17 protein-coding genes are annotated in these 12,966 nt (G+C 67.1%); 3 read left to right on the top strand and 14 right to left on the bottom strand.

The window, feature by feature from the left end; all coding sequences use genetic code 11:
• Positions 1-40: 40 nt before the first annotated feature.
• From rplT to infC, 3 genes are read right to left on the bottom strand one after another with little or no spacing between them, the layout of a single operon-like run.
• A complete protein-coding gene (gene rplT, locus ACOGI7_RS02835) occupies positions 41-424 on the bottom strand; it encodes a 50S ribosomal protein L20 (protein WP_419850417.1) in 384 nt (127 codons plus the stop codon).
• A 40-nt stretch (positions 425-464) separates the two neighbouring features.
• Positions 465-659: a 50S ribosomal protein L35 gene (gene rpmI / locus ACOGI7_RS02830; RefSeq protein WP_419850416.1), complete on the bottom strand. Its 195-nt coding sequence runs from the start codon at positions 657-659 to the stop codon at positions 465-467.
• Positions 660-713: 54 nt separating this feature from the next.
• Positions 714-1,280: a translation initiation factor IF-3 gene (gene infC / locus ACOGI7_RS02825; protein ID WP_419851444.1), complete on the bottom strand. Its 567-nt coding sequence runs from the start codon at positions 1,278-1,280 to the stop codon at positions 714-716.
• 191 nt (positions 1,281-1,471) lie between these two features.
• Between infC and ACOGI7_RS02820 the strand changes: the two genes are divergently transcribed.
• On the top strand, positions 1,472-1,939 hold the full coding sequence (locus ACOGI7_RS02820; RefSeq protein ID WP_419850415.1) for a DUF1844 domain-containing protein: 468 nt from the start codon (positions 1,472-1,474) through the stop codon (positions 1,937-1,939).
• 21 nt (positions 1,940-1,960) lie between these two features.
• Here ACOGI7_RS02820 and hisG read toward each other — a convergent pair whose 3' ends face one another.
• The 5 genes from hisG to def are packed head-to-tail and all read right to left on the bottom strand — an operon-like array spanning position 1,961 to position 6,567.
• Complete coding sequence (gene hisG, locus ACOGI7_RS02815; RefSeq protein ID WP_419850414.1) at positions 1,961-2,836, bottom strand: ATP phosphoribosyltransferase; 876 nt, start codon at positions 2,834-2,836, stop codon at positions 1,961-1,963.
• Positions 2,837-2,884: 48 nt separating this feature from the next.
• Positions 2,885-3,922, bottom strand: a complete 1,038-nt coding sequence (ribD, locus tag ACOGI7_RS02810; protein ID WP_419850413.1) for a bifunctional diaminohydroxyphosphoribosylaminopyrimidine deaminase/5-amino-6-(5-phosphoribosylamino)uracil reductase RibD — start codon at positions 3,920-3,922, stop codon at positions 2,885-2,887.
• A 57-nt stretch (positions 3,923-3,979) separates the two neighbouring features.
• Positions 3,980-5,122 carry a transcription antitermination factor NusB gene (locus ACOGI7_RS02805; RefSeq protein ID WP_419850412.1) on the bottom strand — a complete coding sequence of 381 codons (1,143 nt, stop codon included), beginning with the start codon at positions 5,120-5,122 and terminating at the stop codon, positions 3,980-3,982.
• A complete protein-coding gene (locus tag ACOGI7_RS02800; protein ID WP_419850411.1) occupies positions 5,119-6,000 on the bottom strand; it encodes a methionyl-tRNA formyltransferase in 882 nt (293 codons plus the stop codon). The genes ACOGI7_RS02805 and ACOGI7_RS02800 overlap by 4 nt, the downstream gene beginning before the upstream one ends.
• Positions 6,001-6,033: 33 nt before the next feature.
• Positions 6,034-6,567, bottom strand: coding sequence for a peptide deformylase (def, locus tag ACOGI7_RS02795; protein WP_419850410.1), 534 nt, complete (start codon positions 6,565-6,567; stop codon positions 6,034-6,036).
• Between the two features lie 22 nt (positions 6,568-6,589).
• Between def and ACOGI7_RS02790 the strand changes: the two genes are divergently transcribed.
• Both ACOGI7_RS02790 and ACOGI7_RS02785 read left to right on the top strand, forming a co-directional pair.
• On the top strand, positions 6,590-7,192 hold the full coding sequence (locus ACOGI7_RS02790) for a class I SAM-dependent methyltransferase (RefSeq protein ID WP_419850409.1): 603 nt from the start codon (positions 6,590-6,592) through the stop codon (positions 7,190-7,192).
• A 75-nt stretch (positions 7,193-7,267) separates the two neighbouring features.
• On the top strand, positions 7,268-7,465 hold the full coding sequence (locus tag ACOGI7_RS02785; RefSeq protein ID WP_419850408.1) for a hypothetical protein: 198 nt from the start codon (positions 7,268-7,270) through the stop codon (positions 7,463-7,465).
• On the opposite strand, the gene ACOGI7_RS02780 is transcribed toward ACOGI7_RS02785, so the two are convergent.
• The 6 genes from ACOGI7_RS02780 to mihF all read right to left on the bottom strand — a co-directional run bounded on the left by ACOGI7_RS02780 (position 7,462) and on the right by mihF (position 12,937).
• Positions 7,462-9,174 carry a hypothetical protein gene (locus ACOGI7_RS02780; protein WP_419850407.1) on the bottom strand — a complete coding sequence of 571 codons (1,713 nt, stop codon included), beginning with the start codon at positions 9,172-9,174 and terminating at the stop codon, positions 7,462-7,464. The genes ACOGI7_RS02785 and ACOGI7_RS02780 overlap by 4 nt on opposite strands.
• A gap of 13 nt (positions 9,175-9,187) precedes the next feature.
• Positions 9,188-10,363 carry a methionine adenosyltransferase gene (gene metK / locus ACOGI7_RS02775; protein WP_419850406.1) on the bottom strand — a complete coding sequence of 392 codons (1,176 nt, stop codon included), beginning with the start codon at positions 10,361-10,363 and terminating at the stop codon, positions 9,188-9,190.
• The gene (gene coaBC, locus ACOGI7_RS02770; protein WP_419850405.1) at positions 10,360-11,589 is read right to left on the bottom strand and encodes a bifunctional phosphopantothenoylcysteine decarboxylase/phosphopantothenate--cysteine ligase CoaBC; all 1,230 of its coding nucleotides are present in this window, start codon (positions 11,587-11,589) and stop codon (positions 10,360-10,362) included. Before coaBC ends, metK begins: the two co-directional genes overlap by 4 nt.
• A gap of 7 nt (positions 11,590-11,596) precedes the next feature.
• Complete coding sequence (rpoZ, locus tag ACOGI7_RS02765) at positions 11,597-11,962, bottom strand: DNA-directed RNA polymerase subunit omega (RefSeq protein WP_419850404.1); 366 nt, start codon at positions 11,960-11,962, stop codon at positions 11,597-11,599.
• Positions 11,963-12,056: 94 nt separating this feature from the next.
• On the bottom strand, positions 12,057-12,602 hold the full coding sequence (locus ACOGI7_RS02760; protein WP_419850403.1) for a guanylate kinase: 546 nt from the start codon (positions 12,600-12,602) through the stop codon (positions 12,057-12,059).
• Between the two features lie 17 nt (positions 12,603-12,619).
• Complete coding sequence (mihF, locus tag ACOGI7_RS02755; RefSeq protein ID WP_419850402.1) at positions 12,620-12,937, bottom strand: integration host factor, actinobacterial type; 318 nt, start codon at positions 12,935-12,937, stop codon at positions 12,620-12,622.
• Positions 12,938-12,966: the final 29 nt, after the last annotated feature.

Raw genomic sequence — 12,966 nt, 5'->3', positions numbered from 1 at the left:
CGAGGGTTGCGGGCGCTGAGCGGTTTGCTGACGGGCAGCGCTACCCCACCGAGGCGGTGTCTTGCTCCGCCTCTGCCGCAGCCTTGGCAACCTCCACCAACGCGGCGAACGCCGCCGGATCATTCACAGCCAGCTCGGCCAGGATCTTGCGGTCGACCTCGACGTCGGCCAGCTTCAATCCGTTGATGAACCGGCTGTAGGTGGTGCCGTTCTGGCGGCAGGCGGCGTTGATGCGCTGGATCCACAGGCGGCGGAACTCGCCCTTGCGGGCCCGGCGATCCCGGTAGGCGTACTGGCCGCTGTGCATCAACTGCTCGTTGGCGCCCCGGAAGGTGCGGCTCTTGTTGCCGTAATACCCCTTGGCCCGCTTCACCACCGCCCGGCGGCGCTTGCGGGCGGTGACGGCGCGCTTGACTCTGGCCATCGTGTGTTTCTCCTTGGACTCGTGCTGGTCGCTTCAGGCCCTACAAGCCCAATTGGCGCTTCACGGCCGGGGCGTCGGCGGACGACACCTCGGCCGGGCCGCGCAGCTGGCGCTTGCGCTTGGGGGCCTTCTTCTCGAGGATGTGGTTCTTGTAGGCGCTGCGGCGGCGAAGCTTGCCGGTGCCGGTGGTCTTGAACCGCTTGGCCGCGCCTCGGTGGGTCTTCATCTTGGGCATAGCTGTTATCTGCGCTGTAGGGGGCTGGAGATCATTTCAATCGATTGATTTGATCTATTGAGCAGTGTCGGTTGCCGCCGTCTGTTCGGCCGGTTGGCCAGCCGACCGGGCGGCCTGTTTGCGGGACTTTCTCTTCGCCGGCCCCAGCACCATGACCATGTTGCGACCGTCCAGCCTTGGATACACCTCGACCTTGGCCACGTCTTCTACCTCGTCGGCAATGTCATCGAGAATGCGCCTCCCCAACTCGGGATGCTGCACCTCGCGGCCGCGGAACATGATCGTGACCTTGACTTTGGAGCCTTCTTCCAAAAAACCCCGCACCTTGCGTGTCTTGGTTTCAAAGTCGCCAGGCCCGATCTTGGGCCGGTACTTCATCTCCTTGACGATGATGTTGGTGCTGTTGCGTCGAGACTCCTTGGCCCGCTGGGCGGCCTCGTACTTGTACTTGCCGTAGTCCATGATCCGGCACACCGGGGGGTTCGCTTTCTCAGCGACCTCCACCAGGTCCAAGCCGGCGTCACGGGCCATGTCCAATGCCTCAGGCAAAAGGCGAATGCCTATCTGCTGGCCATCCTCACCAACGAGCCGCACCTCTCTTGCTCTGATCCGGTCGTTGATCCGGGGCTCAGCATCTGCCGAAGCTATGGCCGATCACCGCTCTGCAATGCGCATGTTCCTCTCTCTCGACTATTGGGACCGACACGCTGGGATTCATTGCACCCCGCTTGCGTGCCGAAGTTGCGGGGTAACAGTATCAGCGTTGAGGGACAATCACGCCAGACGAGGCGAAAAGGAGCCGAAGAAAGACAATGAGCACTCTATGGACCCCAGGTGGAGAGGTGCCGGTTGACGACGGCCGGGGGCAGTCGGCAAGCCCTCCACCGCAGGGCACACCAGATCAGGCCGACGACCCGCTGGCCGGGCTGAGCGACGAGGAGCGGGCTCAGGCCGAGGAGCTGGCCCAGCAGCTGGCCGAAGCCCGAGAGCAGATCGCCAACACCCCGGCGGCAGTGGTGGTGGGGAACCACGCCATGGGCCTGTATGAGCTGGGGGCCATCCACCTCAGCCAGCAGCCGCCCAACCTGGAAGAGGCCCGTTTGGCCATCGACGCCCTTGGGACGCTGGTCGAGGGGCTGGAGGACCGCCTCGGCGAGCACGAGGCCACCCTCAAAGAAGCCCTCCACCAGATCCGCATGGCGTTCGTGCAGGTGTCCCGGGCGATGGAGGGTGGCGCCGAAGACGCGGAAGGCTCAGAAGAAGAGGCCGCCGAGGGTTAGCGACGCCGCGACCGACCAAGCTCAATGGACGATCTTGGCCAACGGGAGCTCGATGATGTCGCTGGCCCCGGCGTCGCGCAGATCGGGAATCAACACGTTGATGTCGGCCTTGGGCACCACCGTCTCCACCGCATAGCCGTGGCCCCCGAACAGCTCGTTGACCGTGGGCGCCTTCATGGACGGCAGCAGGTCGATCACCTTGTCCAGGCTGGCCGACGGCACGTTCATCTTGACCAGCACCTTGCCCCGGGCCTCCAGCACCCCGCCCAGCAGGGTGTGGATCTGCTCCATGGCATGACGGCGCTCGGGGTCGGCGTAGCTGGCCGGGTTGGCGATCAGCTCGGTGTAGGACGTGAGGATGGTGTGGATGATCTTGAGACCGGCCGCCCGCAGCGCCCGCCCGGTCTCGGTGATCTCCACTACCGCGTCCACGATGTCGGGGGCCTTGGCCTCGGTGGCCCCATACGACAGGGCGATGTCGGCCTCGATGCCCAGATCGTCGAAGAACCGCTGGGTAAGGGCGGGATACTCGCTGGAGATCTTCACGCCCTGAGGAAGGTCCTCCGCCGCGTTCCAGGGCGAGTCATCAGGCACCGCCAGCACCATCCGGATCGGCCGCGTGGTGTTCTTGGAGTAGTGGAGCTCACCCAGCGACACCACCTCGCTGTCGGTCTCGGCCACCCAGTCGCGCCCAGTGATGCCCATATCGAACAGCCCGTCGGCCACATACCGGGGAATCTCCTGGGGCCGCAGGATGCGGACCTCATTGACACGCGGGTCGTTGATCGTGGCCCTGTAGGCAACATCCGAGCTGCGGTTCACGGGGATGTCGGCCGCGTCGAAGAGCTCCAACGTGGCCTTTTCCAGCGATCCCTTGGGCAGAACCAACGAGAGCATGGCAACAACGCTACCGGCCGCCGGCTGCCGGTCTGCGATCAATACCGGCTATTCCGGCTGAAGTTCGGGCCGCAGATCGATGCGCAGGTCCGGACCGAGCCGAACAACCCCGGTGATCTCGCCTCGCCACAAATCAGAGATGGTGGGCGCCCCGGGACCAGCGAACATCGGATGGCCGTCGTCGCCGCCAAAAAACGCTGGGGCCAGATACACGGCGTAGTGGTCCACCAAGCCGGCCTGATGGAAGGCCGCCGCGGTAGCCGCGCCCCCCTCGATTAGGAGCTGGACCACGCCCCGCTCCCCCAGCTCGCACAGCACTTGCTCCAGCGGTCCTTCCATCTCCAGCGCAGGGTGGACCCGGGCGTCAGGCGGCGCGGTGCCCAAGACCACTCGCTGTGGCTGGCTGGGGCGAGGGGTCACTCCGGTGGGTGGCTGCCAGTCGCGCACTGTCAGCGCAGGATCATCAGCCCGAACAGTGCCCACCCCCACAAGCACTGCGTCGCTCTCGGCCCGGAGCCGGTGGACGTCGGATCGGGCCTCCGGCCCAGTGATCCAGCGGCTGGTGGCATCGGGGGCGGCCAGGCGGCCGTCCAGGGTTGCGGCCAGCTTCAGCACCACCCAGGGGCGCCCAGTGCGGCGATGTTTGAGATAGGGAGCGAGCAGCTCAGCAGCCTCAGCGGCCCGCACGCCCGCTTCCACGACTATCCCAGCCTGTTGGAGCGCCGCGATGCCCCTGCCCGACACCGCTGGGTCGGGATCCTCCACCGCTACGAAGACCCGAGCGATCCCCGCGGCGATGATGGAGTCGGTACACGGCCCGGTGCGGCCCTGGTGGTCGCACGGCTCCAACGTCGTGTAGAGGTCGGCCCCTTCGGCACGCGGGCCAGCAGCCTCCAGCGCGTTGATTTCGGCGTGGTTTCCGCCCGGCGGCGACGTGGCCCCCAAGTACTGATCCTCACCGGCGTCGATCACGCAGCCCACCCACGGATTGGGCGAGGCAACCAGCCGACAGGAACGGGCCGCCTCCAAGGCCAGATCCATCATGCGACCGCTGCGGATTGCCTGGTCGCCTTGAGGGACTGTCAATGCTCGGTGGGCTGGTCGGCCAGCCCGGCGGTTTCTTGGTCGGCCATCGTCGGGAGACTATCTGTCCGGGGTTTGGTACTTGACAGCGAACATTCCGTCGGTGTTGTGGTCTTGGGGAAGGATGAGGCCGCCGCGGGAATGGGAGCGCCAGCGAGGATCGCGGTCAGAAATAGGGGCCGCGACGGCATCGGGGTGCTCTTGGCTCACCAAGTGGTCGATTCCCGCAGTCTCGGCCTCGGTCATCGTGCAAACGCTGTAGACCACCACTCCCCCCGGGCGGGCCAGATCGAAGGCGGATCGGACCAGCTCTGCTTGGAGGCGAGCCAGCTCCTCCACGTCATCGGGGCCCACCCGCCAGCGGGCGTCGGCCCGCCGCCCCAGCACGCCCAAGCCGGAGCACGGGGCGTCCACCAACACCCGGTCGAAGGAGTGGGGCCGAAACGGCGGATGGCATCCGTCAGCGGCCACCACTCCGGCCAGGAACGCACCTGTCTTGGCGGCATTGGCCACCACCAACGAGGCCCGATGCAGGCGATGATCAGCCGCCACCACCGCAGCCGATCTGCCGGCCAGCGCGGTGGCCTTGCCCCCGGGGCCGGCGCACATGTCCAACACCCGCTCCCCCGGCTGGGGGTCGACCAGCTCAGCCACCCACTGGGAGGCGAGGTCCTGCACATAGCCGTCGGCGCGGGCCGTGACCGGCGCGGGCTGGTTCATTCGCTCCAGTGCAGCATGGGCCTCTGACCCGCCGAGATCGGCCTCCAGTCGCTCCACCATCCAATCCGGATAGCTCAACCGAACCGCGTCTGTGGGCCAGGACGGCTCCACATCAGCCACCCGGCGCAGCACCGCGTTGACGAACCCCCGTTGGCGGCGGGACGCGGCTTCAACGGTCTCGCTCACCGCGGCATAGGCTGGGGTGTCCATCATGTGAAGCTGGTAGGCCCCGATCCGCAGCAGGTTGCGGGTGGCGAGGTCGGGCGGGTCGGACACGAACCCGTCGACGAGGTGGTCCAGTGCCCGGCGCATGCGGGTGACCCCGTAGACCAGCTCGGTGATCAGCCCGGCATCGCGGTCGGGCAAGTCGGCCGAGGCCAGCACCAGGTTGGCGTAGGCGCTGTCCCTCTCAATCCGGTCGAGGAGGTGGGCGGCAACGGCCCGGGCGTTCTTCGACGCTGACCCCGATTGGGAGCGGCTCACGATCCGAGGCGGTCGCCAAGAGTGGGACGGGCCCCCCGGAGCCAGTCCTCGGCGGCTTGCCGGGACTTGCCCTCGGCCTGCACTTCCACCAACTTGAGCAGTCCCTGGCCGGTGCCCGCCAAGACACCGTCGAGCTCGCCGGGCGGCTGCGATCCCTCCACGGGGTGAGCCGCCCAGACCTTGAGGGTCTTGCCCCTCCACGTCGTCCACGCCCCGCCCACCCGGACTTGTCGATGCAAGGACTCCGCAGACTGCCCCCAGTCGAGGCGGAGCTCGTCTCGGGTGATCTTGGCGGCATAGGCCGGCTCGCCCTGTTGGGGCTCCGGCACGCCAAGGCCCTCGTTCAGGGCATCCACGAGCATGGGAACCGCGATGTCCACCAATTCAGCTCGCAGCGCCGCCGCCGTGATGTCGGGCGCGATGGGCATCTCGACTCGGCGGTAGACCCGGCCGGTATCCAGGCCCTCGGCCACCTCCATCAGGCACACCCCGGTGGTCTGGTCCCCGGCCAGGATGGCCCGCTCCACCGGGGCCGCTCCCCGCCAGCGGGGCAGCAGCGAGAAATGGACGTTGACCATGGCCAGCCGGTTCAGCACGTGGGGCTTGATGATCTGCCCGAAGGCCACCACCACGCCCAGATCGGCATCGGCGTCCAGCACATCGTCCACATCGGAGAAGACCGGGATGCCCAGCTCCTGGGCAGCGGCCTTCACCGGGCTGGGGGTGGGTTCCGCCCGCCGCCCCCGGCGCTTGTCGGGCCGGGTCACGGCCAAGGCCACATCGAATCCTGCCGTAGCCAGTGCTTCCAGAAAGGGCACCGACTCGTGAGGAGTGCCGAGGTAGACGAGCCGGCGAATGTCAGCCGGCGGGTCGATCACGGCAATCCCGGCCCGTCAGCAGCAAGATACCGATCACGGCAGCGACAGCCCGTCGCCGGTGCCGGGGGAAGGGTTCGTCCCGCCCATCGCCCGCTGGCGCAGGATGCCCTTGGCCTCCCGGCGCTGCTCCTCGTCCAGGTAGTCGAGCAGGATCTTGCCCTCCAGGTGGTCCAGTTCGTGCTGGAACAGGCGGGCCTCGAGATCCTCGGCCTCGAGGGTGACCTCGTTGCCGTCCAGGTCATAGGCCTTCAGGTGGATGCTGCGGGGGCGGACGATCTCCCACGACAGCTCAGGCACCGACAGGCAGCCCTCGTTGTAGGTCCACTCACCGTCGCTCTCGGTGACCTCGGGGTTGACCAAAACGCCGGGACCGTCGCCGAAGTCGTACACGAAGAACCGCTGCGACACCCCCACCTGCGGAGCGGCCAAACCGATGCCGGGCGCCTCGTACATAGCGGTGAGCATCTCCTGGCACAAGTCGGCCATGGCCCCGTCGATGTCGGTCACTTCCTCGGCCACGCGCCGCAAAACCGGGTCGCCATACACCCGTATCCGCAGTGGGGCCATGAAAGCAGGTTACCGTCAAACCGTGGGCGACTCGCACTACTACAGCGCCTCGCCGGGCGGAAAGCGCCGGCCGGGAAGTGCCCGTTTGCGGGTGGGAGACCTGGATGTGGAGCTGGCCACCGACCGGGGGGTGTTCGCGGCTGACGAGGTGGACTTCGGCACCCGATATCTCTTAGCCGAGGCGCCCCGACCCCCCCAACAGGGCCCGCTGCTGGACCTGGGCTGCGGATACGGACCGATTGCGGTGGCGCTGGGCCAATGGGCGCCGCAAGCACCGCTGTGGGCCATCGATGTGAACCCCCGGGCGCTGGAGCTGTGCCGGGCCAATCTCGACCGCTGCGGCCGATCCGATGCCACGGTGTGCCTTCCCGACGACGTGGCCTCCGGCGTGCGCCTTACCGCCATCTACTCCAACCCGCCCATCCGCATCGGCAAGGCCGCTCTCCACAAGGTATTGGGGACCTGGCTGGGCCGGCTGACTGAGGACGGGCGGGCCTACCTCGTGGTGAACAAGAACCTGGGCTCCGACTCGCTGGCCCGGTGGCTCAACCAAAAGGGCTGGCCCACCACCCGGCTCAGCTCCCGCCGGGGCTACCGAATCCTGGAGATTCGGCCGCAAACCTGAGACAAATTTTCGTGTCCCTGGGCTACAGTGAGAAGGCTTCCCCCGAGGCGCATCCAGCAGGAAAGACAAACGAATATGGATGTCACCACAACTGTCATGCTGAGCGTTTATGGGGCGAGCATTGTCAGCATCCTCGGCTTCTATCTGCGACGCATCGAGCATCGCCTCGACAGCCTTGAGGCCAGATTGAATCGCTCCACCGAGCGCACCAATGACAGGCTAAAGGACGATGGGGAGCGGATTTCGACCTTGGAGGGTCGCAACCGCGACTAGATCGCTCTGATGGGGTCGACGTCGATGCGGAGGCGGCCAGAGGGGCGCTCCACTGAGGCGAGAGCGTTGCAGAGGGTGTCGTAGTCGGGGGCCCGCAGGAAGAATTGCCCACCGAGGTCAGGGGCGATCTGGACGCCCAGCGGGGTGCCGAAGCGCTCCATGAACTCCCCGGCCATCGGGCCGGAGACCACGGCAATGGCCCCGTAGGGAGGCAGGCTCAGCTCATGGCGGCGATCTCGCTCGGCGCGGGCCAACAGCGCCGGATCGGCCCGGAGCGCAGCCTGCACGACGGGGTCGTCGGGCAGACGGGTTTGCAGCACGATCTTTCCCCCATCGTCGCGGGGGCCGGCGATTCGGGCAGCTCGGGCGATGAGGGCCAGGGCCTGCTCCCGAGCTCGGAATCGGGGGGCCAGCAGCTCTTGGTCGAATTCCAAGAAGGAGACCACGTCGAACGGGCGGCCTAGGTGCAGCACCGCCTCGGTGCCGACCACCACTCGGGCGGTGGGCGGGCCGAGATACCCGCTGCTGGTGACCTCGGCCACCGGCGTGCGAACCAGCGCCTCCACCTCCTCGCGGACCCGCTTGACCCCGACTCGCAGGTTGCGCATCTTGGTGCTGCCGCACTCCGGGCACACGATGGGGCGGACATGGCCGGCAGCACGGCACACCAACTGCTTGTCGTCGGTCTGGCGCATCGACGAACCGCATTCGGTGCAGACGGCCAACTCGCCGCACAGGTGACAGGCCAGCAGCAGGGCCCGGCCCCGACGGTTCAACACGCAGGCCGCCTGGTTGCCGTCGCGCAGTGCCTGAACCAGCTTCGGGGAATAGAGGCCGGCCCGCCCCGGGTCCTCACCGCGGCGGTCCACCACCTCTACCAGCGGCCAACTGGCCCGCTCGACATCCCGCGATGGGCGCATCACCGGCCGGGACCGCAGCGCCTCCAGGCTGGGCACCGCCGACATCAGCACGCAGGGCACGCCCGCTCGTCGGGCCCGCTCGATGGCAACATCCCGACCGCTCCATGTGGGGGCCGACTCCGAGCGGTACGACTCGTCGTGCTCATCGATCACCAACACCGCGGCCAAATCCGGCGCCGGCGCCCACGCGGCCGACACTGTGCCGATGACAGTGGCCCCCGCGGCGGCCGCGGCCCAGCCATCCGGGTATCTAACCGCCCATGCCCCTTCCCTGGTCAACTGCCTGGTCAGCTCATCAGCCCGGTTGTGGTCGGGCATCAAGATCAGCGCCTGGCCTCGGGACGCGGCGGCCAGTGCGATGGGCAGCGGGTCGTCTGCGGGCCCTTGGCGCAGGGTGGCACCCTCCCCCTCGAACAGATCGGCATGATCGCCCGAAGACACCATGCGGGAGCGCGACGGCCGGGGAAGCTCAGCCACCACTCGGGGAGGCGAAGCGGTCCGCAAGAAGTGGGCCCGCCGACCAGACCAGCGCCAGGCCGCCCATTCGCTCAAGTCGATGAGACTGCGGTCGGGTCCCAAACTGCTGAGTTTGGCCAGCGGGGTGAGCTTCACCCCTTCGGGGGACTCCACGCCCACCTCGGTGATCCAGCCCCCCACCCGGCGACCGTGCAGCACCACTCGAACCATGGCCCCCACCCCGAACCGGGGGTCGTCGGCCCAGCCCTCGGGAACCGAATACGTGAACTCGCGGTCTACGGCAACAACGTCGGTCAGAACCCGAACGTTCAAAAGGCCAAGGCTGCTAGAGGCCCAGGGCGGAGCGGAGGTCGTCTACCCGGTCGGTGCGCTCCCAGGTGAACGTGCTGTCGGGGCTGCGCCCGAAATGGCCATAGGCTGCGGTCTGGGCGTAGATGGGCCGGAGCAGCTCCAAGTCTCGGGTGATGGCTGCGGGCCGCAAATCGAAGATCTCGTTCACCTCGTGGCTGATTTTGGCCGGGTCCACCGTCTCGGTGCCGAAGGTCTCCACCATCACCGACACCGGGCGGGCGATGCCGATGGCGTAGGACACCTGCACCTCGCAGCGGGAGGCCGCGCCGGCGGCCACCACGTTCTTGGCCACCCAGCGGGCGGCGTAGGCCGCGGAGCGGTCCACCTTGCTGGGATCCTTGCCGGAGAAGGCACCCCCGCCGTGGCGGGCCATGCCCCCGTAGGTGTCCACGATGATCTTGCGCCCGGTCAGCCCGGCGTCGGCCACCGGACCGCCCCTCACGAACTTGCCGGTGGGGTTGACCAGCACCTCGTAGTCGTCGTCGCGGAACTGCTCGGGAACCGCCGGGTCGATGACCTGCTCTTTGAGATCGTCTTTCATCTCCGCCAGATCGGTCCCGTCGCGGTGGTGGGCCGACATCAGCACGGTGGTCAGGCCCACTGCCCTGGTGCCCTCGTACTCGAAGGTCACCTGGCTCTTGCCGTCGGGCCGCAGGTAGGGCACACACCCCGAGCGGCGAACCTCGGTCAGGCGCTCCACCATCCGGTGGGCGATGTGGATGGGCAGGGGCATCAGCTCGGGGGTCTCATCGCAGGCGAAGCCGAACATCATCCCCTGGTCGCCGGCGCCCTGCTCCAGCGGGTCGAGCCGGTCCACTCCCTGGGCAATGTCGGGCGACTGGTCGTCGATGGACACCATCACGCCGCAGGTGTTGCCGTCGAACCCGTAGTCCTCCCGGTCGTAACCGATCCCGGTGATGGTGTCGCGCACCACGCGGGGGATGTCGATGTAGCCCTCGGTGGATATCTCCCCGGCCACCACCACCAGACCGGTGGTCACCAGGGTCTCACACGCCACCCGGCAGCCGGTGTCCACCTTGAGCAGGGCATCCAGCACCCCGTCGGAAATCTGATCGGCGATCTTGTCGGGGTGGCCACCGGTGACCGACTCAGACGTGAACCGGTAACGGGTGTTTGACCATTGGCTCATTGGTTCTCCTGCTTGCCTGCTCGGGCGTCTCGATCGGCCACCACGAGGTCGAGCACTGCTTGGGCCACCTGGCGCTTGGAGCGCAGGCCGACCGGGTGAATTCGGCCGTCTGAAGCTAGCACCAGCACCTCGTTGGTGTCATGGGCGAAGCCGGCGTTGTCGGCCGTCACGTCATTGGCCACGATGTAGTCGGCGGCCTTGCCATTGAGCTTTGCCGCGGCGTTGTCGGCCACATCGCAGGTTTCAGCGGCGAATCCCACCAGTATCTGGCCCCTGGGCTTGGACGCCCCCAGCGCGGCCAAGATGTCGGCGGTGGGCTCCAGTTCGATAGCCGGAACCCCGTCGCGCTTTTTGAGCTTCACTCCGGCCGGGTCGACCGGGCGGAAATCGGCCACCGCCGCCGCCATGATCACCACATCGGCGTTTGCCGCCGCCTTCGTGGTAGCCACGGCCATCTCCTCTGCGGTGTCAACTCTCACCACGGTCGCGCCCGATGGTCCAGGGCGGTCCACGGTGGAGACGATGGTCACCTCGGCCCCTCGGCCGGCGGCCTCGTCGGCAAAGGCATACCCCTGCTTGCCCGAGGAACGGTTGCCGATAAAGCGCACCGGGTCGATGGGCTCCCTAGTGCCTCCCGCGGTGACCACCACCGACAGGCCAGCCATGTCTTGAAGTCCGCGGCCGGCACCTAGCACTTGGGTCACGCCGGCCACAATGTCTTCCGGCGAGCTGAGCCTTCCAGCGCCCTCGTCGCCTCCCGCCAGGCGACCCGATTCCGGCCCCACTATGTGGACACCCCGCTCGACCAGGGTGGCGATGTTGTCGGCCACGGCCGGGTGCTCCCACATCTCGGTGTGCATGGCCGGGCAGATAACCACGGGGGCCCGGGTGGCGATGAGGGTGGCGGTCAGCAGGTCGGAGCTTATGCCCGCGGCATAGGCGCCGATCACCCGGGCGGTGGCCGGGGCGACGACCACGCAGTCGGCCGTCTGGCCCAAAGTGGTGTGGGGAATGGGGTCGTCCTCGTCGAACAGGCTCATCTGGGTGCGCTCGGAGGCCAGCGCGTCGAAGGTGGCCCGGCCCACGAACCGGGTGGCACCCTTGGTGAGCACCGGAGCCACGTGAGCACCGGCGTCCATCAGCCGACGGCAGACCTCTACTGCCTTGTACGCCGCGATCCCCCCGCTCACGCCCAGCACGATTCGCTTGCCGGCGAGCGAATTCATGGGTTTGTCAGGACGCTGAGTCCAGATCGGCCCCGTCTGCACCAGCGTCGTCCAGATCGGCCTGCTCGAGATTGGCTTCGCCGGTGGGGATCATAGAGTCGGCCAAAGCCTCCTCTTCGGTGACCTCTGGAGGATCGGTGGCGATGATCTTGTCGGACGCGATCTCCTCGAAGGCGATGGACAGGGGCTTGCGCGACATGGTCAGCACCTGGGGTGGGACCATGGCGCCCAATCCCTCGCCAAGCTGGCCGAAATAGGAGTTGATCTGACAGGCCCGCAGTGCTCCCAGAGTCACCAGGCGGAACTTGGAGTCGGTACGGCCCAAGAGCTCCTCGATGGTCGGATACATCATGGTGTCGTGCTGTTCAGACATCTGTGCAGCCCTTTTCTGGCGAGCCATCTATTGCGTGCAGCCTTCTTCCCAAGAGTCTGGGGAGAGCGGGTAAATGATATCAGGACGGGCTGACTTAATCGTCATTGTCACACCGCTCTTGGCGGGCTTCTTCGATAAGAGCGCCGATTGCGGCCACCGCCTCAGCGAGGCTGTCGTTGACGACGTGAACCGCATTGAGCTCATACGCCAGGATTCGCTCGGAGTCGGCCAGGGCCAGCCGCTTGGCGATGTGGCTCTCGGGATCGCCCCGGCCCCGCAGACGGGATTCCTGCTCGGCGGCCGAAGGCGCCTCGACGAAAATGCACAGGGCTTCGGGACGGTTCTCCCGCACCTGGGCCGCGCCTTGGACATCGATCTCCAACAACACGTCGCAACCGGCCGGGGCATCAGGCTGAGGGGTTCCGTAGAGGTTGCCGGCGATCTCCGCCCATTCTACAAAGCCCCCCTCGGCGGCCTTGGCCCGAAACTCAGCCTCGTCGGCAAACACATAGGCCGTTTCCGGCTCGCCGGGACGACGGGCACGCGTGGTCCACGAGCGACTCAGCCATAATTTGGGATCTGCGGCCACAAGAGCAGCCGCGATTGTCCCTTTACCGACCCCACCGGGGCCGGACAGCACGATTATCAGAGGTTGATCTAGTCGCCGCAGCGCGCCAGCAACGAGGCCCGTTGCTGGTCGCCCAGCCCGCGAATGCGACGGCTGTCGGCAATGCCGATCTCGTCCATCATCCTGCGGGCCCGAACCTTGCCCATGCCTGGAAGGGATTCCAGGACGGCGAGCACTTTGGTTCCGGCGACCACCTCATCGGTTTCCGCCTGTTCGAGCAGGTCGGAAAGCGAAATTGACCTCATCTTGAGCATGGCTTTGACTTCGGCCCGCTTGCGGCGCACCTCGCCAGCCTTGGCCAACGCCGCTTGGCGCTGTTCTGCTGTCAGTTGTGGGGGTCCTGCCATTACACCATTGTAGTTTGACCTGCAAGTCT

Origin of the sequence: Candidatus Poriferisocius sp., from assembly GCF_965204145.1 — a bacterium.
In the GTDB taxonomy this organism is placed as follows: Bacteria; Actinomycetota; Acidimicrobiia; order Acidimicrobiales; family Bin134; genus Poriferisocius.
The sequence above is the reverse complement of the archived record's forward strand: the minus strand, read 5'-3'. Positions and strand labels throughout refer to the sequence as shown.